Origin of the sequence: Enterobacter cloacae complex sp. ECL414 (genome assembly GCF_021869685.1) — a bacterium.
GTDB lineage: Bacteria > Pseudomonadota > Gammaproteobacteria > Enterobacterales > Enterobacteriaceae > Enterobacter > Enterobacter kobei.
The window spans coordinates 1771836-1795744 of sequence record NZ_CP091481.1 but is presented as its reverse complement, the minus strand read 5'-3'; the positions used below and the strand labels follow the sequence as shown (position 1 = coordinate 1795744).

Below are 23909 nucleotides of genomic sequence, written 5' to 3'. Positions count from 1 at the left end.
ACTCCTGATAAGTGTTAAGGCTTAGATAATCTGCCGAACTTCGTCGAGTGTGGTGGTACCTGAGGTACCCAAATCCAGTTTGTTGCCGTCGCCCCCTCTAATCACGCCCTGAACCAGCGCGAACTGCAGCGGCTGCGCCACCAGCTGGGTTGTCCCGTTGCTGGCGCTAATCGCGACTTTGTAGGAGCCATTTGGTGCTTTGGTGCCGTCCGCCAGGCTGCCATCCCAGGTAAAGGTATGAACGCCCGCCTTCAGCTCACCAATGTCGATGGTGCGAACCACCGCGCCGGTCGAGTCGGTGATCGTCGCAGTCACTTTGTCAGCGGCCTGCTGCAATTCAACGCCAAACGGGGTCGTCGTGGTGGTCGAGGTACCGTCTGTGGTGCTGGTGCCGGCAAGAATAGTGGTGCCCGGGATCATTACCCCGTGACCAATCAGGCTGGCCGCCTGCAGAGACTGGCTGCTGTTAATCTGGCCGGAGACGGAACCCAGGGTCGTGTTAAGTTTCTCAATGCCGCTCACGGTACTGATCTGCGCAAGCTGCGTCGTCAGTTCGTTGTTCTGCATTGGGTTCGTGGGATCCTGGTTCTTCAGCTGAGCCACCAGCAGCGTCAGAAAGCTGCTCTGCAAATCGGAGGCGTTACTTCCCGTCAGGGAGCTGGAGCTTGTCGAACTTTGGGTGTTATTAACACCCGTGTTCGTGGGATCATTCACATTGACGGCGATGGACATGCGTGTCTCCTTTACTGGCCGAGAGTGAGTGTTTTGAGCATCATGCTCTTCACGGTATTAAGCACTTCGACGTTCGCCTGGTAGCTACGAGAGGCCGACATGGAGTTCACCATCTCACCTACCACATCCACGTTTGGCATCTTCACGTATCCGTTAGCGTCCGCAAGCGGGTTACCGGGCTCATACACCAGCTTGTCCGGCGCCTGGCTCTCTACCACGTCAGACACCTTCACGCCGCCCGTGGCCGCACCGGGCGCCGCATCGACCTGAAAGACGACCTGTTTGGCACGGTAAGGCTGTCCGTCAGGTCCGGTCACGCTGTCGGCGTTCGCCAGGTTACTGGCCGCCACGTTCAGACGTTTGGACTGAGCGGTTAACGCCGAACCGGCGATATCAAAAATGTTCAGCAAGGCCATTTATCAGTTGCCCCCCTGCAGGACGTTCATCATGCCTTTGATTTGTCCGCCGAGTAGGGTCAGGCCCGTCTGGTATTTCAGGCTGTTATCGGCGAACTGCGTACGCTCCCGGTCCATATCCACGGTGTTACCGTCGAGTGATGGCTGGTCGGGGATGCGATAAAGTAAATCGGTCGCTGGCGCGGTCATCGCCTGAGCAGGAATATGGCGAGAGGATGTCATGGCAAGTGCAACACCCGTTCCTTCGGCACGTCCACGCTCCATCACCTTTTTGAGTTCACTGGAAAAATCAATATCGCGCGCCTGATACCCGGGCGTATCGGCGTTAGCGATGTTGGCGGCTAAAATCTCCTGCCGCTGGGCGCGTAAATTGAGCGCTTCCTGCTGAAAACGTAACGCGGCGTCGAGTTTATCGAGCATGTCTCCTCCGCTGATGGCAAAATTTCAGTTCACAGCTTAAATCTCACCCGGTCTCCCCTATCGACGGAATAAGCGCAAAATGCGTCGCTATTTATTCCGTTGATGCAAAACCACTGCAGGTAGAATTCAGTCAACTCTGGAAACGGTGGAACTTGCGATGCAAACGTTAAAACGTGGTCTGGTGGCGGCTTTCTTGCTGTTTAGCCCTCTGGTGCAGGCTGAAGGTTTACAGGATCAGTTAACGGCTTTCTTTGCCCAAAAGCTGGCAGGCTTTAGCGATGACGTTACCGTTACCGTACGTACGCCCCCGAATCTGTACCCCACCTGTGAGCAACCGTCATTCAGCGTCACGGGAACCACGAAGCTGTGGGGCAATGTGAACGTGCTGGCTCGCTGCGCCAACGAAAAACGCTATTTACAGGTTGCCGTTCAGGCGACGGGCAATTATGTTGTTGCCGCCGTGCCTATTGCGCGTGGCAGCCTGCTGCAGGCAAACAGCGTGACGTTGAAGCGCGGGCGCCTGGATCAGCTCCCGCCACGGACAATGCTGGAAATGAACCAGGCACAGGATGCCGTCAGCCTGCGCGATGTTGCGCCAGGCCAGCCGATTCAGCTTTCAATGCTGCGCCAGGCATGGCGTGTCAAAGCGGGACAGCAGGTGATGGTTGTGGCCAACGGAGACGGCTTTAGCATCAACAGTGAAGGGAAAGCGTTAAACAATGCCGCGGTCGCGCAAAACGCCCGCGTCAGAATGTCCTCAGGCCAGGTGGTGAGCGGAACCGTCGATTCTGATGGGAATATTCTGATTAACCTATAATCTTTTTAAAGATTTCGCGGCGCGTGCCGATAAATATTCAACTAATGATGATGTCAGGCGCAAACGCCGCGAACCCTCGATGAGGACAACACTATGAGCATTGATCGTACATCAGCCCTGAAGCCGGTAAGCGCTGTACAGCCTCGCGAAACGAATGACGCTACCCCTCAGAAAACGCGTCTGGAAAAACCGTCAACGTCTAACAGCACCAGCGTGACGCTGAGCGATGCCCAGGCAAAACTGATGCAGCCCGGCAGCAACGATATCAATATGGAACGTGTGGAAGCGCTGAAAACGGCAATTCGTAACGGCGAGCTGAAAATGGACACCAGCAAAATCGCTGATGCCCTGATTCAGGAAGCACAGAGTTTCTTACAGAGTAACTAACCGTATGAGTCGACTGTCAGAAATACTGGATCACATGACGGTTGTCCTGAACGACCTGAAAACGGTAATGGACGCTGAACAGCAGCACCTCTCTTCCGGTAACATCAACGGCAGTGCGCTGCAGCGGATTACTGAGGATAAGAGTTCGCTTCTGGCGACGCTGGATTATCTGGAGCAGCAACGACGCGCTGAGCAGGATCCTAAGCGCAGCGCCAATGACGATATTGTTGAGCGCTGGCAGACCATAACGGAAAAAACCCAGCACCTGCGCGACCTCAACCAGCATAACGGCTGGCTGCTTGAAGGCCAGATAGAGCGTAATCAGCAGGCGCTTGAAGTGTTGAAGCCGCATAAAGAAACCGGACTGTACGGTGCGGATGGTCAGACAGCGACGGCGCGCATTGCGGGTGTGAAAAAGATTTCGATTTGACGCATATGCGGCAAATCATGCAGTGGGGAGCACCCTAAGGTGAACTCCCCTTTTGGCGTTTATGCCGTACGGCGGGCAAACTCTTTCACTTTGAAGCCCAGTACGGCGAGCGTGGCAAAGTAAGCTACCACCCCGACGCCCACCACGGCCATCAGCCGCATCAGACGATAAGGCATCGTGCCCTGGGACCACTCTGGCATAACATGCATCATCCCGAGTAATGCCGCAGACATCACCAGTACTGCAATAATCAACCGCACAAGGAAGCTCGCCCAGCCCGGCTGCGGCGTAAAGATATCCTGCTTGCGCAGTTGCCAGTACAACAGCCCGGCATTCAGACAGGCCGCCAGACCAATAGACAGCGACAGACCGGCATGCTTCAGCGGGCCGATAAACGCCAGGTTCATCAGCTGCGTCATAATCAGCGTCACAATGGCAATTTTCACCGGCGTTTTAATGTCCTGACGCGAGTAGAACCCCGGAGCCAGCACCTTGACGACAATCAGCCCCATCAAGCCGACGGAGTAGGCAATCAGCGCCCGCTGGGTCATCGCGGCGTCAAAGGCAGTGAATTTACCGTACTGGAACAGGGACACAGTCAGCGGCTTGGCCAGAATCCCCAGCGCCACCGCACTTGGCAATGCCAGCAGGAAGCAGAGACGTAACCCCCAGTCCATCAGGCGGCAGTATTCATCATGGTTGCCGCTGGCAAAGCTTTTTGACAGCGACGGCAGCAGGATGGTCCCCAGCGCCACGCCCAGCACACCGGATGGAAACTCCATCAGACGGTCCGCGTAGTACATCCACGACACAGAGCCCGACACCAGGAAAGAGGCAAAGATGGTGTTGATGATAAGCGAGATCTGGCTGACGGAGACGCCAAGAATGGCGGGCCCCATCTGCTTAATCACGCGCATCGCGCCGGCATCTTTGAGATTAATGCGCGGCAGCACCAGCATACCGATTTTCTTCAGGTGCGGCAGCTGATACGCCAGCTGCAGCACGCCGCCCACGGTTACCGCCCAGGCCAGCGCCAGTACCGGTGGGTTGAAATGCGGCGCGGCGAACAGGGCAAAACCGATCATGCTGACGTTAAGGAACGTCGGCGCAAACGCCGGAACGGAGAAACGGTTCCAGGTGTTCAGTATCGCCCCCACCAGCGAGGCCAGCGAGATCAGCAGAATATAGGGGAAGGTAATGCGCAGCAGCTGCGAGGTCAGTGCAAATTTATCAGCCGTATCGGCAAAACCGGGGGCGGTCACCAGAATCACCCACGGCGCGGCCAGCATCCCGATAACGGTCACCACGGCTAGCGCCAGGGTCAGTAGCCCAGAGACGTAAGAGACAAAGACGCGGGTCGCATCCTCGCCCTGCTTGCTTTTATATTCCGCGAGAATAGGCACAAATGCCTGCGAAAATGCCCCTTCCGCAAAAATACGACGCAACAGATTTGGCAATTTGAACGCGACGAAAAAGGCGTCCGTCGCCATTCCTGCACCAAAAACCCTTGCCACAATCGCGTCACGTGCAAAGCCCAGCACGCGAGAAAACATGGTCATCGAGCTGACTGCCGCCAGCGATTTTAATAAGTTCATTAACGTGAATTTCCAGAACCATACGGATGTGTAGGCCGGGTTAGCGTAAGCGCTACCCGGCAAAGCCAACAAGCGGCGCTTAGTCTAACCGGATTTCATCGAATTACTATCGGCAGATGTTACAGCGAATTATTCACTCATGGCATCGCGCCAGAGCCTTTCCACAATGCGCTGCGCCAGAATGGCCTGCTCGCCGGACGTTTCAGGAACCGTCTGATTTTGCACACAGGTGATGAAGTGACGGGCACATCCTGCGAAACCACGCTGCTCAAGCGTACTTTGCCAGCCGGGTGCAGGAGGCGTAACAACGCCATTGCCCTTCTCTTCGCGCCACTCGCGCATATCGGTAATGTCATACAGCGCACCGTCGGTGACGGCCTGAACGAACTCACGCTGGCTGCCCGCACGACGGTGCATACTGGTGGTAATCTGAAGATGCTCAACGGCAAAATGGTGTTCCGCGTACACCATCTCCCCTCGTTCGTTAGTGACCAGGGTGCCGCTTTTCAGCTGTGCATTACCGTTGCTCAGCCACAGCGCGGTATCCACCACGTGAAGATAATCATCAAGAAGGGTAAAACGCAGATCGTTCGGCCCTACGCTGTCGGTACGATGCTTATCCATACGCAGCGAAGCCATATTGCCGGACTGCGCTTTCAGCTGCTGGTAAAGCGGCGCAAAGCGGCGGTTAAACCCCACCATCAGGGTCAGGTTTTTACGCGCCGCCAGATCAATCAGGCGTTCGGCGTCCTGCACGTTTTCCGCCAGCGGTTTATCCACGCAGACGTGGACGCCCGCATTGAGCAGCTCGCTTACCACCTGATAGTGGGTGGCCGTAGAGGTATGCACAAAGACGGCGTCACACTCGCGGGCCAGATCCTGCAGCGAGGCGGCATACGGAATACGCCAGGTTGCGCAGATACGCTCTGCTTTTTCACGGCCAGGAGACCATGCGCCTTGCAGCGTCCAGTCGGTCGCAGCCCCTAAAACCGGTAGCCAGGCTTTTTGCGCTATTCCGCCCAGCCCCACGACGCCAATGCGTAATTTTTTCACCGTCAGTCTCCCAAATGTGCCAGTAATGCATCCAGACGTTGTTTCAACCCGGCAATCTCACCTTCCAGAGCCTCCACACGGGCAACCAAATCGTCATCGCCAGTTGTTATATCGGTTACAGGAGACTTAACTGAAATATCAACGTCACCGCAGAAGAGATGCATATAGCGGCTTTCACGTTTACCCGGCTCGCGGGCCAGACGGACAACGTACGGGCCATCTTCACGTGCGGCCAGCCCCTCCAGCGTCTGCTCAACTTCCTGCATGTCGCTAAACTCATGCATACGGGAAGCACGCGTGCGCAGCTCCCCTGGCGTCTGCGCCCCGCGCAACAGCAGCGTAGTAACGACCGCCACTTCGGCGCTGCTCAGCTTCAGGTCGCCAAATTCGGAGTTACAGAAACGCTGTTCGTATTTGGTCACGCGGTTACCGAAGCCGCTGACGGTGCACAGATAGTGGCGTTTTACCAGCGCATCCAGCACCTCCTGAACGTCATGCTCGCTGAGGTTCATCACCGGCTCACGGTTCGTTTTTTGGTTACAGGCCATGGTCACGGCGTTAACAGAAAGCGGATACTGTTCCGGCGTGGTGACCTGTTTTTCGAGTAAGCACCCAATCACGCGCGCTTCTGTACCGTTTAGCTGATACTTCATCTTTTCTCCTTAACGACCTGCAGTCCAGTCACGGGTGGTTAACGCCGTCAGCACGTGGTCACGCCACTCGCCGTCTATCAACAAATAGTCTTTGGCGTAACCTTCTTTCTCGAACCCTAAGCGCGCCAGTAAATTTCCGCTGCGCTGATTATGCGGCATATAGTTCGCCATAATGCGATGAATGTGTTGCGTACGTTGCATATAGCGGATGGCCGCCGTTAACGCCTCGTACATCAGCCCCTGCCCCTGCCATTTCTGACCGATGGAGTAGCCAAGGTAACAGGCGTGAAACGACCCGCGCACCACATTCGAGAAATTGGCGATCCCGATAATTTCTTTCTCTTCTGGATCCAGCAACGCAAAATAAAACGCGCTACCCTGCTTATGAAATTCCGCAATCATGCTGAGGCGCGCCTGCCAGCCGGAGGGGTAACAATGGCTCTCATCCCGAACGGGTTCCCAGGGTTTCAAAAACTGGCGATTCTCGGCGTAATAATCCGCCAGACGCCAGGCATCACGCTCATGCACCAGACGAACGACCAGCCGGTCCGTTGTCAGACGCACTTTTGGCACATTACTGCGATAGCCAAACATCAATACCACTCCTTCCCGTCACTTCAGCTTGCCCATTAGCTTTACTATACCTGCGCCCGTGCCGTCTGTGAAAACAGTGACATACCATTTTCACCTCTTTTCACCTTTTTCAATGAAAACTCTCTATCAAAGCACCCTTTTGATAAAAAAATATTGTCGCGTCCAGGGGTGGGAAAAAACGTGGCGACACCGCAGAATGTTAGCGTGCTCACCTTCTTATTTTCCCTGGAGGGAAAATGTCCCGCGTATCACAGGCGAGGAGCCTGGGTAAATATTTCCTGTTAGTCGATAACATGCTGGTCGTGCTCGGCTTTTTTGTCGTGTTCCCTCTCATCTCGATCCGCTTTGTCGATCAAATGGGCTGGGCGGCGGTAATGGTCGGTATTGCCCTGGGACTGCGTCAGTTTGTCCAGCAGGGTCTGGGCGTCTTTGGCGGCGCGATCGCTGACCGCTTTGGCGCTAAACCGATGATCGTGACCGGTATGCTGCTCCGCGCGGCAGGCTTTGCCACGATGGCCGTTGCCCACGAGCCCTGGCTGCTCTGGTTTTCCTGCTTCCTCTCCGGTATCGGCGGCACGCTGTTTGACCCGCCCCGTACCGCGCTGGTGGTGAAGCTGATTCGCCCGCAGCACCGGGGGCGTTTCTTCTCCATTCTGATGATGCAGGACAGTGCCGGCGCGGTGGTTGGCGCATTGCTGGGAAGCTGGCTGCTGCAGCACGATTTCCGTCTGGTCTGTGCGGCCGGGGCGGTACTCTTTATTCTGTGCGCGCTGTTTAACGGTCTCTATCTTCCCGCCTGGAAACTGTCGACGGTAAAAGCGCCGGTGCGCGAGGGGCTAGGTCGCGTTCTTCGCGACAAGCGTTTTGTCACCTACGTATTGACCCTGACCGGGTATTACATGCTGGCCGTGCAGGTGATGCTGATGCTGCCGATCATGGTAAACGATATTGCGGGCACGCCTGCTGCCGTTAAATGGATGTACGCCATTGAAGCCTGCCTGTCACTGACGCTGCTCTACCCCATCGCCCGCTGGAGCGAACGGCGTTTTCGCCTGGAACATCGCCTGATGGCCGGGCTGTTTCTGATGACGCTGAGCATGATGCCGATCGGTCTGGTGAGCTCGCTCCAGCAGCTGTTTACGCTGATTTGCACCTTCTATATCGGCTCCATCATCGCCGAGCCCGCCCGGGAAACGCTGAGCGCCTCGCTTGCGGACGCGCGTGCCCGCGGCAGCTATATGGGATTCAGCCGACTCGGTCTGGCCTTTGGTGGCGCGTTAGGCTACACCGGCGGCGGCTGGCTGTTCGATGCCGGTAAAGCGCTGAATCAACCGGAACTGCCGTGGATGATGCTCGGCGCAGTGGGCTTTATGACGTTACTGGCCCTCTGGTGGCAGTTCAGCCAGAAGCGCAGCGCGAGCGGTATGCTCGAGCCCGGCGCATAATCCTTCTCGTTGGCGGGAGAACTCTCCCGCCTCACTTCTCAGTATTTTCTGCTGGTTTCTGCCATTTCACACTGACATACTGACGCTACAGGACAGAAGCGCCGATTTTTCGTTGAGGAACACCATGAAGAAAATTGTCATTGCCGCCGCATTTATCGTTAGCGGCCTGCTGGTGGGCTGCAATCAGCTTACGCAATACACCGTCAGTGAACAGGAAATTAATCAGGCGCTGGAAAAACATAACAATTTCTCCAAAGACATTGGTGTGCCAGGCCTTGCCGATGCGCATATCATTCTCACCAATCTCACCAGTCAGATTGGTCGTGAAGAGCCCAATAAAGTCACCCTCGCCGGGGATGCCAGCCTTGATATGACCTCCCTTTTTGGCAACCAGAAAGCCAACATCAAGCTCAAGCTGAAGGCACTTCCGGTTTTCAACAAAGAGAAGGGCGCGATTTTCCTGCAGGAGATGGAAGTGGTCGATGCGCAGGTTTCACCGGACAAGATGGCACCGGTTCTGCAAACCCTGATGCCCTATCTGAACCAGTCGCTGCGTAACTATTTCAATCAGCAACCGGCGTATGTCTTAAGCGAAGACAAAAGTAAGGGTGAAGCCCTTGCGAAAAAATACGCAAAAGGGATAGAGGTGAAACCGGGAGAAATCATCATTCCTTTCACCGATTAACCTGAAGGGCGCTGCGGCGCCCTTTTTTTTACGGAAAAGTGTGCAAACGAAAACGTTTCCGCTTATGATTTGTGTCCGGCAAAAACAGCCATCCTTATGACTGATTCCTGACAAGCCGGAGCTTCCATGACTGCACAACCCCAGGTTCTTAAAATCCGCCGCCCTGACGACTGGCATATCCATTTGCGCGATGGCGATATGCTGAAAACCGTCGTGCCTTATACCAGTGAAATTTATGGCCGCGCGATTGTCATGCCAAACCTGGTTCCGCCAGTCACCACCGTCGATGCCGCGATTGCCTACCGCCAGCGCATTCTGGATGCCGTCCCGGCTGGACATAATTTCACCCCGCTGATGACCTGCTATCTGACCGATTCTCTCGATCCGGACGAAGTTGAGCGCGGGTTTAACGAAGGCGTTTTTACGGCGGCGAAACTCTATCCTGCAAACGCCACCACCAACTCCAGCCACGGCGTCACCAGCATTGATGCCATCATGCCGGTGCTGGAACGTATGCAGAAACTGGGCATGCCGTTGCTGGTACACGGCGAAGTCACGCATGCCGAGATTGATATCTTCGACCGTGAAGCCCGCTTTATCGAGACCGTGATGGAACCGCTGCGTCAGCGCCTGCCTGCGCTTAAAGTGGTCTTTGAACATATCACCACCAAAGACGCCGCAGAGTATGTGCGTGACGGCAACGAGTTGATTGCCGCCACCATCACCCCACAGCATCTGATGTTTAACCGTAACCACATGCTGGTAGGCGGGGTACGCCCTCACCTGTACTGCCTGCCGATCCTTAAGCGCAACGTTCACCAGCAGGCGCTGCGCAAACTGGTTGCCAGCGGTTTCTCACGCGCTTTCCTCGGCACAGACTCCGCGCCTCACGCCCGCCATCGTAAAGAGGCGAGCTGCGGCTGCGCAGGCTGTTTCAACGCCCCTACGGCCCTTGCCAGCTATGCAACGGTATTTGAAGAGATGGACGCGCTGGAACATTTCGAAGCGTTCTGCTCCCTCAACGGCCCGCGCTTTTACGGCCTGCCGGTCAATGACACGTTCATTGAACTGGAGCGCAAAGCGAGCCAGGTGGAGGCATCCATTGCCCTGACGGATGATACGCTGATCCCCTTCCTGGCAGGCGAAACCGTCAACTGGACGGTAAAACGCTAAATAATCAACGCCCCTTGTTGTCAAACGAACAATATACCTGTATAAATAAACAGTATATTACACAGGGGGCATTTATGCGTATTGAAGTCACCATAGCCAAAACTACCGTTCTGCCTGCTGGCGCGCTTGACGCACTGGCAGGCGAATTATCCCGTCGTATTCATAACACCTTCCCCGACAATGCAGGCGCCGTCACTGTTCGTTACGCCGCGGCGAACAACCTTTCCGTCATTGGCGGTGCAAAAGAAGATAAAGATCGCATCAGCGAAATCCTGCAGGAAACGTGGGAGAGCGCTGACGACTGGTTCATCACAGATTAACACTGCTCCCTCATTGTGTTTTTTGCCGGGTCGCCCCGGCTTTTTTTTGCCTGAAATTCCAGAAAGTTCAAAATAATTCGGCAACTTCTTTAAAAATCGTGAACAAGATGGTGTTTTATTGCTCGAACAATCCTAAAAAGCAGAAAAATGTGTTGCTAGCTGTTTATTTTTCCCTTAGGAACCCTTATTACTTGTATACTGAAGTTGCTTTCAGAAAAACATGCATTGAACCTCGAAGTCGTTGTCTTCTAACACGCATTATGGGGGTTATAATGGAAAAGAATAGCGAAGTCATCCAGACCCACCCACTCGTTGGCTGGGATATCAGTACCGTAGACAGCTACGATGCACTGATGCTGCGTTTGCACTACCAGACCCCAAATCAGCTGAACCGTGAAGAAGCGGAAGTTGGACAGACGCTGTGGCTTACGACAGACGTCGCCCGTCAGTTTATTTCTATTTTAGAGGCAGGAATTGCAAAAATAGAATCTGGCGACTATCAGGAAAATGAGTATAAACGGCACTAACCGAATGCTCACTTTTCTTTCAACAGGCACCCACGCGGTGCCTTATTTATTTCCCGCTTGTTTGCACCCGCTTTGTTAATTACTCTGCTAAAAAAAACGTACGTGACGAGATGCATATGAGATATGACCTAATCATTATTGGCAGTGGCTCCGTAGGATCGGCCGCCGGGTATTACGCGACACAGGCAGGACTCAATGTCCTGATGATTGACTCTCACCTGCCGCCCCATAGCGAAGGTAGCCACCACGGCGACACGCGTCTCATTCGCCATGCCTATGGCGAGGGGGAACGCTATGTTCCGCTGGTGCTTCGTGCCCAGACGCTGTGGGACGCGCTGGCTAAAGAGACTGAAGAGCGCATTTTCGAACGTACGGGCGTCATCAATCTTGGCCCGGCCCGTTCGGAATTTCTGGCTAATGTGGAACGCAGCGCAAAGGCCTTTAATCTGGAGGTTGAGAAGCTGGACGCGCCGGCTATCACCGCGCGCTGGCCAGAAATTACCGTCCCGGACGATTATATTGGCCTCTTTGAAGCCAACTCCGGGGTGTTGCACTGTGAAACCGCCATCAAAACCTGGATCGACCTTGCCGCCAAAGCGGGCTGTGCGCAATTGTTTAACTGTCCGGTGGAGGCCATCACGCATAACGCAGATGGCGTGACGGTAACGACTCTGGACGGTGAATATTCGGCGTCTCGTTTGCTTATCAGCGCTGGAACCTGGGTCACCCGCCTGCTGCCAGACCTGCCGATCCAGCCCGTGCGTAAGGTCTTTTCGTGGTTCCAGTCGGATGGTCGCTACAGTGCCCAGAATAAATTCCCGGCGTTCACCGGCGAGTTGCCCAATGGCGATCAGTTCTACGGTTTCCCTTCCGAAAAAGACGCGCTCAAGATTGGAAAACACAACGGGGGGCAAGTTATCTCCTCACCTGACGAGCGTAAACCGTTTGGTGCTTGTCCGCAGGATGGTTCAGAAGCCTTCTCGTTCCTGCGCAATATTCTCCCGGGCGTGGGTGGCCTGCTCTACGGCGCGGCCTGCACCTACGACAACACGCCGGATGAAGACTTTATCATTGATACGCTGCCAGGACATGACAACACCCTGCTCATTACCGGGCTGAGCGGACACGGATTTAAGTTCGCTTCCGTGCTGGGTGAAATCGCCGCGCAATTTGCTCAGGGTATCACGCCTCAGTTTGATCTGACGTCCTTCTCACTCGCGCGTTTTAACGGATAATCGCTATGGGCTCCGGACAGTTCGGGGCCCGTTTTCTTTACGGTGAATCATGGGGCATTATGCGCAGGATCGTGAGTTTTCTCGTCGATAATATTCGCGAACATTTTATGCTCTATATCTTACTGTGGGCACTGCTTGCGATCGTTGATTTTATTTACATTGTATTTTATTGAAAGCGTTGACTGACATTTATTGACGTTACTTTATGTTTATTTAATCTCTTTCCCCCTGCTTATTGCGCCTTGCACGAAGCCTTTGAATTACCTTTGCGGTTCCTTTTCAAAATTGCTGAAATAAATAAAATAAAAATCCATATACTCTTATTTCAGTTGCAATATCTTGCCTTCCCGTTCATTTTTACGTTTCGGTTAATTTGAAAATGGACATTCTGATGCAATTGCGTAACTCCTCCCGGCGCTACGGAATAATATCCATAAGTTTGCACTGGATATTTGCCATTGCCGTCTATGGCATGTTCGGACTTGGACTCTGGATGGTCACGCTCAGCTATTACGACGGCTGGTATCACCAGGCGCCGGAGTTGCATAAAAGCATCGGCGTTTTGCTGATGCTGGGGCTGATTTTCCGCGTGATATGGCGACATATCTCTCCGCCCCCTGCAGCACCGAAGACCCACAGTAAATTGACCCGTTTCAGTGCTGTCGCCGCGCATATTGCGCTTTATGCGCTGCTCTTCGCCATTCTGATCAGCGGCTATCTCATTTCGACGGCAGACGGCAAGCCGATCAGCGTTTTTGGTCTGTTCGAGGTGCCAGCAACGCTCAGTGATGCCGGGGTTCAGGCCGACACGGCGGGGGTGGTCCACCTCTGGCTTGCCTGGAGCGTGGTGATCCTGTCCGTGCTGCACGGGCTTGCCGCCCTTAAACACCACTTTATTGATAAAGACGATACGCTCAAGCGCATGCTTGGCCGCTCGTCAATTGACTCTGGAGTATAAAATGAAAAAACACCTGCTGGGTATCGCACTGGGCTCTCTGTTATTCACCACCGGTTCCGCCGTGGCGGCTGATTATAAAATTGATAAAGAGGGCCAGCACGCGTTCGTCAATTTCCGTATTCAGCATCTGGGATACAGCTGGCTGTACGGTACCTTTAAAGATTTTGACGGCACATTCACCTTTGACGAGAAAAATCCTGCGGCGGATAAAGTCAATGTGACCATTAATACGAACAGCGTTGACACCAATCATGCTGAGCGCGATAAACACCTGCGCAGCGCAGAGTTTCTGAACGTCACTAAATTCCCGCAGGCGACCTTCACCTCTACGGACGTGAAAAAAGACGGTGATAAGTTGAATATTACCGGTAATCTGACCCTGAATGGCGTCACGAAACCCGTGACTCTGGATGCAAAATTGATCGGCCAGGGTGACGATCCGTGGGGGGGTAAACGCGCAGGTTTTGAAGCGGCAGGAAAAATTCACCTGAAAGATTTTAATATCACAACGGATTTGGGTCCGGCGTCTCAGGATGTTGAGCTGGTTATTTCTGTTGAAGGTGTGCAGCAGAAGTCATAATAGATTCGCCCGGCAGGATCTCGCCTGCCGGGCGTTATTATCATTCCGGGTCGGGAATACCCAGTTTGGTATTCAGACGGCCGCGTGATTTATTAAAAATCTTATTGCCGTTTTCTCGTCCCGCACGACGCCGACGCTGCTCTTCTTCCGGCAGAATACTCTCTTCACTGCACAGTTCACTGCAGCAGCCGTTAAACTTCTCGGCACAGGCAGGGCACTGGATGAAGAGCAGATGGCAACCGTCGTTTTTACAGTTGGTATGGGTATCGCACGGCGCACCGCACTGGTGGCACTGGGCAATAACGTCTTCCGAGATACGCTCACCCATACGCTCGTCAAAGACAAAGTTTTTCCCGATAAAACGCACCGGTAAACCCTGCTCGCGCGCGCGGCGGGCGTACTCGATAATGCCGCCTTCAATATGCCAGACCTTATTAAAGCCGTTATGCTTCATCCAGGCACTGGCCTTCTCACAGCGGATGCCGCCGGTGCAGTACATAACGATTTTTTTATCTTTATGCTCCTGCATCATCTCAACCGCTTTAGGCAGTTGCTCGCGGAAGGTATCGGCCGGAATTTCCATCGCGTTTTCGAAATGCCCCACTTCGTATTCATAGTGGTTACGCATATCAATGAACACGGCATCCGGATCGTCCAGCATCGCATTCACTTCCGCGGCCTTCAGATATTCACCGACGTTCGCCGGGTTAAATTCAGGATCGTCAATACCGTCCGCCACAATGCGTTCACGCACCTTCATGCGCAGCACCCAGAAGGATTTCCCGTCATCGTCCAGGGCAATGTTCAGACGTAAGCCGTCGAGGGCGGGGTCGAAGCGATAAAGACACTCGCGGAAAGCGCTGACTTTGCTTTCCGGTACGCTAATCTGCGCGTTGATGCCTTCGCGGGCAAGGTAGACGCGCCCGAAAACGTTCAGCGCCGTGAAGGCCTGGTAAAGCGCATCGCGGGTCGCCTGCGGATCGTCGATCGTGAAGTATTTATAGAAAGAGATGGTTGTGCGCGGTTCGGTTTCAGCCAACATACGCGCTCTTAACATCTCATTCGACACGCGGTTGTGTAACACTGGCATGGTGTACAGTCCTGGAATCGTTAGAGAGAATGAAAAATCGGTCGGCATCATATAGCAAACAAAACCAATTTACATCCACACAATTTACGCTACATTTCACACACCCTGATTAATCAGGTTTAACAATTGCTCTCGTCGTACAGGTTTCGTTGGCAGATATTTTGGCAACGTCTCAAAAAATGCGACAATAGCGAAACAGGACGTTTGAACACAGGAAAGACATGACCCAGTTACCCAAATTTACCGTCGCCCTTTTGCACCCTCGCTATTGGATGACCTGGCTTGGCATTGGCTTTTTATGGCTACTGGTACAGCTTCCCTACCCTGTTATCTTCCGGTTAGGTAAATCGTTAGGCCGAATCGCGCTAACGTTCATGAAGCGTCGGGCGCGCATCGCGTACCGAAATCTTGAGCTGTGCTTCCCGCAGATGAGCGAGGCAGAGCGCCACGATATGGTCACGAAGAATTTCGAATCCGTCGGTATGGGGCTCATGGAAACCGGTATGGCGTGGTTCTGGTCAGATAAGCGCATGGCGCGCTGGAGCAAAGTGACGGGAACTGGCATGGAGCCCGTGCATACGCTTCAGGCTAACCAGACCGGCGTTCTGCTGATCGGGGTTCATTTTCTGACGCTGGAGATCGGGGCGCGGATGTTTGGCATGCAGGCGCCCGGCATCGGTGTTTATCGTCCAAACGACAACCCGGTTATCGATCTCATTCAGACCAACGGCCGCATGCGCTCCAATAAAAGCATGATCGACCGTAAGGATCTGAAGGGCATGATCCGCGCCCTTAAATCCGGTGAAGTGGTCTGGTATGCTCCCGACCACGACTACGGCCCGCAGTCGAGCGTATTTGTGCCGTTCTTCGCCGTTGAAGAGGCGGCCACCACCACCGGCACCTGGATGCTGGCACGGATGTCCAAAGCCGCCATCGTCCCATTTGTGCCCCGCCGTATGCCGGATGGCTCAGGCTACGAGCTGATGATGCTCGAACCGGAGCTCGCGCCGCCGTTAGACGATGCAGAAACCACCGCGCGCTGGATGAACAGCGTTGTAGAGAAGTGCATCATGCTGGCCCCTGAGCAGTATATGTGGCTGCATCGCCGCTTTAAAACGCGACCACAGGGCACACCGTCCCGCTATTGATCCTCATGCGGCCCCATTCGGGCCGCCTCCTGTTTTAGCTTTAAAAGCGCTTCCGCATTGCGGCAATCATAACCCAGGCGCATAATTAGCAGGCTTATTACTTTATGCCTCAGGTGCTCAGCACCTCATTATGCGGAATGTTATGTCACCCTCAGATGCCCCCATAAACTGGAAACGTAACCTCACGGTTGCGTGGCTTGGCTGTTTTCTTACCGGTGCGGCGTTCAGCCTGGTTATGCCTTTCCTGCCGCTCTACGTCGAACAACTGGGCGTGACGGGCCACAGCGCGCTCAATATGTGGTCTGGACTGGTCTTCAGCATTACGTTTCTCTTCTCCGCGATTGCCTCACCCTTCTGGGGTGGCCTTGCCGATCGCAAGGGCCGAAAAATTATGCTCCTACGTTCTGCGCTGGGGATGGCCATCATCATGGCGCTGATGGGGGTCGCGCAAAACGTCTGGCAGTTCCTGGTATTGCGGGCATTGCTGGGTTTACTGGGCGGATTTATTCCCAATGCGAATGCCCTGATTGCCACGCAAATTCCGCGCCATAAGAGCGGCTGGGCGCTTGGGACGCTCTCCACCGGTGGCGTAAGTGGCGCCTTGCTGGGGCCACTGGCCGGAGGACTGCTGGCGGATAATTACGGCCTGCGCCCGGTCTTTTTCATCACCGCCAGCGTGCTGTTCCTGTGCTTTATCGTCACTCTGCTCTGTATCCGTGAGAACTTCACGCCTGTCGCCAAAAAAGAGATGCTCCATGCCAGAGACGTGCTGACCTCGCTTAAGAATCCCAGACTGGTGCTGAGCCTGTTCGTCACGACAATGATTATTCAGGTCGCTACCGGCTCGATTGCGCCAATTCTGACGCTCTACGTGCGTGACCTGGCGGGTGATGTCAGTAACATCGCCTTTATCAGCGGGCTCATTGCCTCCGTGCCCGGCGTGGCGGCGCTGCTTAGCGCCCCGAGGCTGGGCAAGCTGGGGGATCGGGTGGGCCCGGAAAAAATTCTGATCTGCGCGCTGGTGCTCTCCGTCCTGCTGCTTGTCCCCATGTCGATGGTGCACTCTCCGTGGCAACTGGGGGTTCTGCGCTTTTTACTGGGCGCCGCCGACGGGGCGTTACTGCCCGCCGTGCAGACCCTGCTGGTTTACAACTCCACGAACCAGATTGCGGGGCGTATTTTTAGCTATAACCAGTCATTTCGCGATATTGGTAATGTGACCGGACCGCTTCTCGGTGCAGGTATATCCGCCAGCTTTGGTTTCCGCGCCGTCTTTATCGTGACGGCGGGCGTGGTGTTGTTCAACGCGATGTATTCGTGGTTCAGTTTATCCCGCGCGTTACGCCCCGCGACAGAATAAGGCGAAAGCCTGACGGCTTATTTTCGCATTCATACTTGCAGAATCCGATCTTCAGCTATTCTTTCCCTGAAACCTTCTGGAAAACAGGGAGACACCAATGACCATGTACGCCACGCTGGAAGAAGCTATTGATGCCGCTCGCGAAGAGTTCCTCGCCGACAATCCCGGTGTTGAGGAAGAAGATGCTGACGTGCAACAACTTAATATCCAAAAATACGTTCTGCAGGACGGGGATATTATGTGGCAGGCCGAATTCTTTGCTGATGAAGGTGAAGAAGGGGAATGTTTGCCGGTCCTGAGCGGTGAAGGCGCGCAGGCCGTCTTTGATGGTGATTATGACGAAATCGAGTTACGGCAGGAGTGGCTGGAAGAGAACACCCTGCACGAGTGGGATGAGGGCGAATTTCAGCTCGAACCCCCGCTGGATACGGAAGAAGGTCAAACCGCAGCCGATGAGTGGGACGAGCGTTGATTTACGCTACTCGTACGGGCCGTGGCTGGCATCGATGGGCAGCAACAGCGTGTCGAAAATCAGCGAAAACGGCAGATCGAGCACGGTCAGGTAGCGCCACGCGGAATCACGGACATCCCATTTCACACCCGGGTAATACTGATTCCCATGGCCCTGCCCGGGAATAGTGCGGCTGATGATGCTGCCGCAGCCGCTAAGCAGGCACGCCATCAGGACGACAATGATTATTCTCATAAGTTACCTCTAAAAAAATACCGGCGATTAAGCCGGTATTTTTATCTGGCGGGTGGCGCTACGCTTACCCGCCCTGGTTAACAACTTACTTCGCCTTCAGTGCAAGCGGATTCAGCTTCACGTCTTTGTAGTAGTTCACCCACGAAGAATACTTTTCCGGAGCGGACCATACGCGATAGTGAAGCCTTGCCATCGTGACCGGATCGCTCAGCAGCACCAGACGACGGTCGCGGTTGAGTTTTTCCGGCGTCTCGTTAAGCGCCTGCTCAACGTGACGATCGCGGGCAATCTCCAGCACATGACTTGCACGGTGGCGCGCCGTCGCCATGGCTGTTGCCAGGGCGTTAAATGACGGGTTAAACACAGCGTGCATAAAGCCATCATCCAGCGTGCGATTGCGGTTCTGCTCCAGATAGGTATCGGTATCCACCAGCACCTTCGGCGGGGAGTACTCTTCCGGGATCAGGAACAGTTTCCAGCGTTTAGTCCGCAGTCCCACCGTTGAACGGCTGGAGATCACAGAGACGAACGGCGACAGGATCAGCGAGAAGACAATCGGCGCCAGCCAGAACAGGAAGCGCAGATCCAGCCAGGCCATGCCGGCCGCCCACACCAGCCCCAGCAGCAGCTGAGAACCGTGACGCATGAAGGCTTCGCCCCACGGCGTGGAGTCGTCATCACGCTGCGGTGAGTTCCAGACCACTTCCCAGCCCAGGAACGCACTGACCACAAACACGGTGTGGAACAGCATACGCACCGGTGCCAGCAGCACGGAGAACAGCACTTCCAGCAGCAGTGAAAGGGTCACGCGGAAGAAACCGCCGTACTCTTTCGAACCTTTGCACCAGATCAGGATGATACTGAGCAGCTTAGGCAGGAACAGCAGCACCATGGTAGACGCAAACAGCGCAATTGCCAGCTCCGGACGCCACTGCGGCCACACCGGGAACAGCTGGCGCGGTTGCAGGAAGTATTGCGGCTCCGTCAAAGCATGGACGACCTGCAATGCAGTAGAGAGCGCAAGGAACATGAACCACAGCGGTGCAGAGAGATAAGACATCACGCCCGTCAGGAACACCGCGCGGTGAACCGGGTGCATCCCTTTGACAAGGAACAGGCGGAAGTTCATCAGGTTGCCGTGACACCAGCGGCGGTCACGCTTGAGCTCATCCAGCAGGTTCGGCGGCAGCTCTTCGTACGATCCCGGGAGGTCGTAGGCAATCCAGACGCCCCAGCCCGCACGACGCATCAGCGCAGCTTCCACGAAGTCATGCGACAGAATAGAACCGGCAAACGAACCCTCACCTGGCAGCGGCGCAAGCGCACAGTGTTCAATGAACGGCTTCACGCGAATAATGGCGTTGTGACCCCAGTAGTGCGATTCACCCAACTGCCAGAAGTGCAGACCGGCAGTAAACAGCGGCCCGTAAACACGGGTGGCAAACTGCTGGCAGCGCGCATAAAGCGTGTCCATACCGGACGCTTTTGGCGAAGACTGAATGATCCCCGCGTTCGGGTTGGCTTCCATCAGACGCACCAGACCGCTCAGGCAGTCACCGCTCATGACGGAGTCCGCATCCAGCACCACCATGTAGCTGTACTGGTTACCCCAGCGACGGCAGAAGTCATCGATGTTACCGCTTTTACGCTTCACACGACGGCGACGACGACGGTAGAAGATCTGGCCTTCGCCCTGTACTTCTGCAATCAGCTCCATCCACGCTTTTTGTTCTGCAACGCAGATATCCGGGTTGTAACTGTCGCTCAGGATATAGACGTCGAAATGCGCCGCGTTGCCGGTCGCCTTGACGGACTCCCAGGTCGCACGCAGGCCCGCAAAAACGCGGTCAACGTCTTCGTTACAAATAGGCATGATCAGCGCGGTACGGTGCTCAGGATTGAGGGGTTCATCCCCGACCGTTGACGCTGAAATGCTGTATTTGTCCCGCCCCATCAGCAATTGCAGGAAGCCCATTAGCGCGGTCCAGAAACCGGCCGAAACCCAGCAGAACAGAACCGCAAACAGCAGGAGGATGCCGCTTTGCAGGATATAAGGCAGTAGCTGCATGAAGGAGACCCAGAGATCCTGACCCATCATGTCCGTTGGGTTAATAAACGCCCAGCCCTGGTAAGGCAGAATGGTTTTCATGTACCAGGTCGCGACAACCGTTTGTGCCAGCGTCAGAAGCAGCAGGATGTAACGGCGAATAGTCCCCACGGTACGCCATTTCTGCTCAGAGGCCTGCTCTTCTTTCGTCAGGCGTGACAGATAGCGCGGCGTCACATCACGCCCACGCAGGCGATCCCAGAAGCGGCCAACCGGGTTGGTGCGCCATGGATCCGGGAACATAGAGGAACGCGTCGCCTTCGGCATCGCCTGAAGCTGATCGCGTCCTTCGTCGTCTTTAATCAACTGCCCTTCTGCCAGCGAGTCTGGCCATGCCTGCTCCAGACGCGCTTTTACTGACCCCAGCGGCGTATCATCATCACGGGAAAACTGACGATGTTCACCATCCAGCGCGGTGTGAACCGCGCGGATGTCGCTCTTAGGCAGCGCCGCTTTTTCGATATCCGTCAGCGGCATGGCATCAATATATTCAGATGTATTATTCATTGGCAGGTAGCTGATAGCTCCAGGTTTCACTCAGCGGCTGATCGTCACTGACCAGCGCAGCACGCATTTCAGTGGTCTGTTTCGGATCTTTCACTTTCACGCGCAGGGTCAGACGCCAGCCTTTGGTTACCGGATTGTAACGCACCGTGTTTTCAACGATTTCACCGTTATCACCAATGCTGGCCTGAGCCGACACCGCCGTATCCGGAGACAGTTGCTTCATATCCTGGCCTGTGAAGTCCACGACAAACGCCACGGTACCGTCAGGCTGACGGATAAGGTTAGACTGCTTCACATCACCCGTTGAGCGGCGAGTCTGCATCACATACGCGTTATCCGGCGCATGCAGCTTATCTTCGTCGCGGCTGAAGGTAATGGTGTACTTAAAGTTCATCTCTTTGCCGGCTTCCGGCAGTTGATCCGGCGTCCAGTAAGCGACGATGTTATCGTTGGTTTCGTCGTTGGTTGGAATTTCAACCAGCTCTACCTTGCCTTTACCCCAGTCGCCTTTCGGCGTAACCCAGGCGCTTGGACGCAGGTCATAACGATCGTCCAAATCTTCAAAGCGAGAGAACTGACGGCCACGCTGCAGCAGGCCAAAGCCCTGCGGGTTTTCCATCGCAAAGCTGCTTACTGCCAGATGTTTCGGATTATTCAGCGGACGCCAGATCCACTCACCGTTACCGGCATGAATAGACAGACCATTGGAGTCATGCAGTTCCGGGCGGAAGTTGGTTGCCGGCGACGGCTGGTTTGGCCCAAACAGGAACATACTGGTCAGCGGCGCAACGCCCAGTTTGCCCACTTTGTCACGCAGATAGACTTTAGACTGCACGTCAACGACCGTGTCACGACCCGGCATAATCACAAAGCGATAGGCACCGGTTGCGCGCGGGGAGTCCAGCAGCGCATAAATAGTCAGACGTTTGTCCGTTGGTTTTGGACGTTCAATCCAGAACTCGCGGAAACGCGGAAACTCTTCACCTGATGGCAGCGCGGTATCAATGGCCAGACCACGCGCAGAAAGCCCGTACACCTGCCCCGCGCCAATCACGCGGAAGTAGCTGGCGCCAAGCATGCTGACGATTTCGTCGTTTTTATCTTTGCTGTTAATCGGGTAAAGCACCTTGAAGCCTGCGAAGCCCAGGTCTTTCACCGTATCTTTGTCGTGTTGCACATTGCCAAAATTGAAATAATCCGGGCTGTACTTGATCTTACGTACCGCGGTCGCCGTCACTTCATTGATGGCAACAGGCGTGTCGAAGTACATACCCTGATGATAAAATTCAAGCTTGAACGGGGTTTTAATGTTGTTCCAGTACGCTTTATCGTGATTGAACTGGATCTGCTGATAGTCCGCATACTTCATGTCGCGGAAAACGGAGGGCAAGTTACTTTTCGGCGCTTCGTAGCTCTTGCCTGCCATCGATTTTGCCTGTTTTGCGACATCGTCGATGTTAAAGGCCAGTGCCGATGAGGTATACAGTGATAACACGACTGCAGCACCCACCCAACGCATTTTCATCATCTGTGGTTTATGTTTCATAATAAGTAAGCACTTCCCCCTTTGTGTGCTTATATCGATCCGATCCATTTTAATGGAAACTCAGGCAATCCGACAACATAATCACTGCTTTGTTCAGCTACTGGCTCATGGATTAAGCAAATGAAAGAACCCGCGATTCACTTTGCGTGCTTATCCTGGAGACAGTGTGTCGGTCTTGGTGTAGGGTTGGCGTCGAATGTAACCATTATGAGTCTTAGGGATAAGACGAAAAGTCTGAGAATGCACAAAGTTATATGAGCACATCACCAACAGAACGTGAATATTTCCTCGACTCGATCCGGGCATGGCTGATGCTATTGGGGATCCCCTTTCACATTTCACTGATTTACTCCAGCCACACGTGGCATGTTAATAGCCAGATGCCCTCCTGGTGGCTCACGCTGTTTAATGACTTTATTCACGCCTTCCGTATGCAGGTGTTTTTTGTCATTTCAGGCTATTTCTCCTACATGCTTTTTTTACGCTATCCGCTGAAGCGCTGGTGGAAAGTCCGCGTAGAGCGCGTGGGTATTCCTATGTTGACCGCCATCCCGCTGCTGACGCTGCCGCAGTTCATTATGCTGCAGTATGTTAAAGGCAAAGCAGAGAAATGGCCGAATCTTACGCTGTATGAAAAGTACAATACGCTGGTCTGGGAACTGGTGTCTCACCTCTGGTTCCTGCTGGTACTGGTGGTACTGACCACGGTCAGCCTGGTGATCTTTAGCCGTCTGCGCCGTCATTTAAGCACGACCGCTGACGCCTTCTTCGCCAACGTCACGCTGGGCAAACTGTCGGTGCTCTTTTTGCTGCTTGGCGTTGCTTATGCCGCCGTGAGACGCACTCTGTTTATCGTCTACCCACCGATACTGAGCGACGGGTTGTTTAATTTTGTGGTGATGCAGTCGCTGTTCTACATTCCGTTCTTTTTAATTGGCGCACTGGCGTTTATTTATCCGAAGCTTAAAGCCTTGTTTACCACACCGTCACCGTGGTGCGCAGTGGGTGCCGCCTTCGCGTTTGCGGCCTATCTGCTGAACCAGCGCTACGGTAGCGGCGACGCCTGGATGTATGAAACGGAAAGCGTGATCACTATGCTGCTGGGCTTGTGGATGGTGAATGTGGTGTTCGCACTCGGCCACCGCTTGCTGAACTTTAAGTCCAGCCGCGTGACCTACTTCGTCAATGCTTCACTGTTTATCTATCTGGTGCATCACCCGTTGACGTTGTTCTTCGGGGCTTACATCACGCCGCATATCGCCTCTAACACGCTGGGCTTCTTTACCGGACTGGTGTTTGTGGTGGGCGTGGCGATCGTGCTCTACGAAATCCATCTGCGGATCCCTCTCCTGCGTTTCCTGTTTTCAGGCAAACCCCAGACGAAAACTGCCTGAGCAGCGTGGCGCACTGACGGTGCGCCACGTT

Annotated in this window: 27 protein-coding genes; 16 read left to right on the top strand and 11 right to left on the bottom strand. The window is 54.5% G+C overall.

Features of this window, described 5'->3' with window-relative positions:
* Positions 1-21: 21 nt before the first annotated feature.
* Genes flgD through flgB form a run of 3 tightly spaced genes read right to left on the bottom strand, consistent with a single transcriptional unit; the run spans position 22 to position 1568 of the window.
* On the bottom strand, positions 22-732 hold the full coding sequence (flgD, locus tag L3068_RS08410) for a flagellar hook assembly protein FlgD (RefSeq protein ID WP_014883363.1): 711 nt from the start codon (positions 730-732) through the stop codon (positions 22-24).
* Positions 733-743: 11 nt separating this feature from the next.
* The gene (gene flgC / locus L3068_RS08405; protein ID WP_013097138.1) at positions 744-1148 is read right to left on the bottom strand and encodes a flagellar basal body rod protein FlgC; all 405 of its coding nucleotides are present in this window, start codon (positions 1146-1148) and stop codon (positions 744-746) included.
* Between the two features lie 3 nt (positions 1149-1151).
* On the bottom strand, positions 1152-1568 hold the full coding sequence (flgB, locus tag L3068_RS08400; protein WP_014883362.1) for a flagellar basal body rod protein FlgB: 417 nt from the start codon (positions 1566-1568) through the stop codon (positions 1152-1154).
* A gap of 157 nt (positions 1569-1725) precedes the next feature.
* Here flgB and flgA point away from each other — a divergent pair, with 157 nt between their 5' ends.
* The 3 genes from flgA (at position 1726) to flgN (ending at position 3202) form a co-directional block, all read left to right on the top strand.
* Positions 1726-2385, top strand: coding sequence for a flagellar basal body P-ring formation chaperone FlgA (gene flgA / locus L3068_RS08395; protein ID WP_045269405.1), 660 nt, complete (start codon positions 1726-1728; stop codon positions 2383-2385).
* A 93-nt stretch (positions 2386-2478) separates the two neighbouring features.
* Positions 2479-2772, top strand: a complete 294-nt coding sequence (gene flgM / locus L3068_RS08390; RefSeq protein WP_014883360.1) for a flagellar biosynthesis anti-sigma factor FlgM — start codon at positions 2479-2481, stop codon at positions 2770-2772.
* A gap of 4 nt (positions 2773-2776) precedes the next feature.
* Positions 2777-3202, top strand: coding sequence for a flagella biosynthesis chaperone FlgN (gene flgN, locus L3068_RS08385; protein ID WP_014883359.1), 426 nt, complete (start codon positions 2777-2779; stop codon positions 3200-3202).
* A gap of 59 nt (positions 3203-3261) precedes the next feature.
* On the opposite strand, the gene murJ is transcribed toward flgN, so the two are convergent.
* The 4 genes from murJ to rimJ all read right to left on the bottom strand — a co-directional run bounded on the left by murJ (position 3262) and on the right by rimJ (position 7097).
* The gene (murJ, locus tag L3068_RS08380) at positions 3262-4797 is read right to left on the bottom strand and encodes a murein biosynthesis integral membrane protein MurJ (protein WP_045269404.1); all 1536 of its coding nucleotides are present in this window, start codon (positions 4795-4797) and stop codon (positions 3262-3264) included.
* Between the two features lie 129 nt (positions 4798-4926).
* Positions 4927-5850, bottom strand: coding sequence for a Gfo/Idh/MocA family protein (locus L3068_RS08375; protein WP_023332686.1), 924 nt, complete (start codon positions 5848-5850; stop codon positions 4927-4929).
* A 2-nt stretch (positions 5851-5852) separates the two neighbouring features.
* Entirely contained in the window at positions 5853-6503 is a 651-nt protein-coding gene (locus tag L3068_RS08370; RefSeq protein WP_214602819.1) for a YceH family protein, read from the bottom strand.
* Between the two features lie 9 nt (positions 6504-6512).
* Entirely contained in the window at positions 6513-7097 is a 585-nt protein-coding gene (rimJ, locus tag L3068_RS08365; RefSeq protein WP_014883355.1) for a ribosomal protein S5-alanine N-acetyltransferase, read from the bottom strand.
* 236 nt (positions 7098-7333) lie between these two features.
* Here rimJ and mdtH point away from each other — a divergent pair, with 236 nt between their 5' ends.
* The 9 genes from mdtH (at position 7334) to L3068_RS08320 (ending at position 14020) form a co-directional block, all read left to right on the top strand.
* Entirely contained in the window at positions 7334-8542 is a 1209-nt protein-coding gene (gene mdtH / locus L3068_RS08360; protein ID WP_117581375.1) for a multidrug efflux MFS transporter MdtH, read from the top strand.
* A 124-nt stretch (positions 8543-8666) separates the two neighbouring features.
* A complete protein-coding gene (locus tag L3068_RS08355) occupies positions 8667-9227 on the top strand; it encodes a lipoprotein (protein ID WP_014883353.1) in 561 nt (186 codons plus the stop codon).
* 126 nt (positions 9228-9353) lie between these two features.
* Positions 9354-10400: a dihydroorotase gene (pyrC, locus tag L3068_RS08350; protein WP_117581373.1), complete on the top strand. Its 1047-nt coding sequence runs from the start codon at positions 9354-9356 to the stop codon at positions 10398-10400.
* A gap of 74 nt (positions 10401-10474) precedes the next feature.
* Positions 10475-10720 (top strand): DNA damage-inducible protein I, encoded by a 246-nt coding sequence (gene dinI / locus L3068_RS08345; protein ID WP_014883351.1) that lies wholly within the window; start codon positions 10475-10477, stop codon positions 10718-10720.
* A 272-nt stretch (positions 10721-10992) separates the two neighbouring features.
* Positions 10993-11247 (top strand): biofilm formation regulator BssS, encoded by a 255-nt coding sequence (gene bssS / locus L3068_RS08340; protein ID WP_008500827.1) that lies wholly within the window; start codon positions 10993-10995, stop codon positions 11245-11247.
* A 116-nt stretch (positions 11248-11363) separates the two neighbouring features.
* Positions 11364-12482 carry an N-methyl-L-tryptophan oxidase gene (gene solA / locus L3068_RS08335; protein WP_117581371.1) on the top strand — a complete coding sequence of 373 codons (1119 nt, stop codon included), beginning with the start codon at positions 11364-11366 and terminating at the stop codon, positions 12480-12482.
* 59 nt (positions 12483-12541) lie between these two features.
* The gene (locus tag L3068_RS08330) at positions 12542-12655 is read left to right on the top strand and encodes a YceO family protein (protein WP_088127059.1); all 114 of its coding nucleotides are present in this window, start codon (positions 12542-12544) and stop codon (positions 12653-12655) included.
* 218 nt (positions 12656-12873) lie between these two features.
* Positions 12874-13440, top strand: a complete 567-nt coding sequence (locus L3068_RS08325; protein WP_045135501.1) for a cytochrome b — start codon at positions 12874-12876, stop codon at positions 13438-13440.
* A 1-nt stretch (position 13441) separates the two neighbouring features.
* Positions 13442-14020: a YceI family protein gene (locus tag L3068_RS08320; RefSeq protein WP_045269399.1), complete on the top strand. Its 579-nt coding sequence runs from the start codon at positions 13442-13444 to the stop codon at positions 14018-14020.
* A 40-nt stretch (positions 14021-14060) separates the two neighbouring features.
* Here the strand turns inward: L3068_RS08320 and trhO are convergent, their stop codons facing one another.
* Positions 14061-15110, bottom strand: a complete 1050-nt coding sequence (gene trhO, locus L3068_RS08315) for an oxygen-dependent tRNA uridine(34) hydroxylase TrhO (RefSeq protein ID WP_014883346.1) — start codon at positions 15108-15110, stop codon at positions 14061-14063.
* Between the two features lie 221 nt (positions 15111-15331).
* On the opposite strand from trhO, the gene L3068_RS08310 reads away from it, so the two are divergent.
* The 3 genes from L3068_RS08310 (at position 15332) to L3068_RS08300 (ending at position 18090) form a co-directional block, all read left to right on the top strand.
* Complete coding sequence (locus L3068_RS08310) at positions 15332-16258, top strand: Kdo(2)-lipid IV(A) acyltransferase (protein ID WP_023332678.1); 927 nt, start codon at positions 15332-15334, stop codon at positions 16256-16258.
* A gap of 142 nt (positions 16259-16400) precedes the next feature.
* A complete protein-coding gene (gene mdtG / locus L3068_RS08305) occupies positions 16401-17618 on the top strand; it encodes a multidrug efflux MFS transporter MdtG (RefSeq protein ID WP_047624293.1) in 1218 nt (405 codons plus the stop codon).
* Positions 17619-17715: 97 nt separating this feature from the next.
* A complete protein-coding gene (locus L3068_RS08300; RefSeq protein ID WP_008500834.1) occupies positions 17716-18090 on the top strand; it encodes a MysB family protein in 375 nt (124 codons plus the stop codon).
* Positions 18091-18096: 6 nt separating this feature from the next.
* Here the strand turns inward: L3068_RS08300 and L3068_RS08295 are convergent, their stop codons facing one another.
* From L3068_RS08295 to mdoG, 3 genes are all read right to left on the bottom strand, one after another.
* Positions 18097-18324 (bottom strand): YceK/YidQ family lipoprotein, encoded by a 228-nt coding sequence (locus tag L3068_RS08295; RefSeq protein ID WP_014883343.1) that lies wholly within the window; start codon positions 18322-18324, stop codon positions 18097-18099.
* Between the two features lie 85 nt (positions 18325-18409).
* Complete coding sequence (gene mdoH / locus L3068_RS08290) at positions 18410-20938, bottom strand: glucans biosynthesis glucosyltransferase MdoH (RefSeq protein WP_023338244.1); 2529 nt, start codon at positions 20936-20938, stop codon at positions 18410-18412.
* Positions 20931-22484: a glucans biosynthesis protein MdoG gene (gene mdoG / locus L3068_RS08285; RefSeq protein ID WP_236904787.1), complete on the bottom strand. Its 1554-nt coding sequence runs from the start codon at positions 22482-22484 to the stop codon at positions 20931-20933. Before mdoG ends, mdoH begins: the two co-directional genes overlap by 8 nt.
* A gap of 254 nt (positions 22485-22738) precedes the next feature.
* Here mdoG and mdoC point away from each other — a divergent pair, with 254 nt between their 5' ends.
* Positions 22739-23878 (top strand): glucans biosynthesis protein MdoC, encoded by a 1140-nt coding sequence (gene mdoC / locus L3068_RS08280; protein WP_045269396.1) that lies wholly within the window; start codon positions 22739-22741, stop codon positions 23876-23878.
* The last annotated feature ends 31 nt before the right edge of the window (positions 23879-23909 follow it).

Excerpts from the sequence above, each read along its gene's own strand:
- flgD (WP_014883363.1), bottom strand. The coding sequence starts at position 732 with ATGTCCATCGCCGTCAATGTGAATGATCCCACGAACACGGGTGTTAAT.
- flgC (WP_013097138.1), bottom strand. The coding sequence starts at position 1,148 with ATGGCCTTGCTGAACATTTTTGATATCGCCGGTTCGGCGTTAACCGCT.
- flgB (WP_014883362.1), bottom strand. The coding sequence starts at position 1,568 with ATGCTCGATAAACTCGACGCCGCGTTACGTTTTCAGCAGGAAGCGCTC.
- flgA (WP_045269405.1), top strand. The coding sequence starts at position 1,726 with ATGCAAACGTTAAAACGTGGTCTGGTGGCGGCTTTCTTGCTGTTTAGC.
- flgM (WP_014883360.1), top strand. The coding sequence starts at position 2,479 with ATGAGCATTGATCGTACATCAGCCCTGAAGCCGGTAAGCGCTGTACAG.
- flgN (WP_014883359.1), top strand. The coding sequence starts at position 2,777 with ATGAGTCGACTGTCAGAAATACTGGATCACATGACGGTTGTCCTGAAC.
- murJ (WP_045269404.1), bottom strand. The coding sequence starts at position 4,797 with ATGAACTTATTAAAATCGCTGGCGGCAGTCAGCTCGATGACCATGTTT.
- L3068_RS08370 (WP_214602819.1), bottom strand. The coding sequence starts at position 6,503 with ATGAAGTATCAGCTAAACGGTACAGAAGCGCGCGTGATTGGGTGCTTA.
- rimJ (WP_014883355.1), bottom strand. The coding sequence starts at position 7,097 with ATGTTTGGCTATCGCAGTAATGTGCCAAAAGTGCGTCTGACAACGGAC.
- mdtH (WP_117581375.1), top strand. The coding sequence starts at position 7,334 with ATGTCCCGCGTATCACAGGCGAGGAGCCTGGGTAAATATTTCCTGTTA.
- L3068_RS08355 (WP_014883353.1), top strand. The coding sequence starts at position 8,667 with ATGAAGAAAATTGTCATTGCCGCCGCATTTATCGTTAGCGGCCTGCTG.
- pyrC (WP_117581373.1), top strand. The coding sequence starts at position 9,354 with ATGACTGCACAACCCCAGGTTCTTAAAATCCGCCGCCCTGACGACTGG.
- dinI (WP_014883351.1), top strand. The coding sequence starts at position 10,475 with ATGCGTATTGAAGTCACCATAGCCAAAACTACCGTTCTGCCTGCTGGC.
- bssS (WP_008500827.1), top strand. The coding sequence starts at position 10,993 with ATGGAAAAGAATAGCGAAGTCATCCAGACCCACCCACTCGTTGGCTGG.
- solA (WP_117581371.1), top strand. The coding sequence starts at position 11,364 with ATGAGATATGACCTAATCATTATTGGCAGTGGCTCCGTAGGATCGGCC.
- L3068_RS08330 (WP_088127059.1), top strand. The coding sequence starts at position 12,542 with ATGCGCAGGATCGTGAGTTTTCTCGTCGATAATATTCGCGAACATTTT.
- L3068_RS08325 (WP_045135501.1), top strand. The coding sequence starts at position 12,874 with ATGCAATTGCGTAACTCCTCCCGGCGCTACGGAATAATATCCATAAGT.
- L3068_RS08320 (WP_045269399.1), top strand. The coding sequence starts at position 13,442 with ATGAAAAAACACCTGCTGGGTATCGCACTGGGCTCTCTGTTATTCACC.
- trhO (WP_014883346.1), bottom strand. The coding sequence starts at position 15,110 with ATGCCAGTGTTACACAACCGCGTGTCGAATGAGATGTTAAGAGCGCGT.
- L3068_RS08310 (WP_023332678.1), top strand. The coding sequence starts at position 15,332 with ATGACCCAGTTACCCAAATTTACCGTCGCCCTTTTGCACCCTCGCTAT.
- mdtG (WP_047624293.1), top strand. The coding sequence starts at position 16,401 with ATGTCACCCTCAGATGCCCCCATAAACTGGAAACGTAACCTCACGGTT.
- L3068_RS08300 (WP_008500834.1), top strand. The coding sequence starts at position 17,716 with ATGACCATGTACGCCACGCTGGAAGAAGCTATTGATGCCGCTCGCGAA.
- L3068_RS08295 (WP_014883343.1), bottom strand. The coding sequence starts at position 18,324 with ATGAGAATAATCATTGTCGTCCTGATGGCGTGCCTGCTTAGCGGCTGC.
- mdoH (WP_023338244.1), bottom strand. The coding sequence starts at position 20,938 with ATGAATAATACATCTGAATATATTGATGCCATGCCGCTGACGGATATC.
- mdoG (WP_236904787.1), bottom strand. The coding sequence starts at position 22,484 with ATGAAACATAAACCACAGATGATGAAAATGCGTTGGGTGGGTGCTGCA.
- mdoC (WP_045269396.1), top strand. The coding sequence starts at position 22,739 with ATGAGCACATCACCAACAGAACGTGAATATTTCCTCGACTCGATCCGG.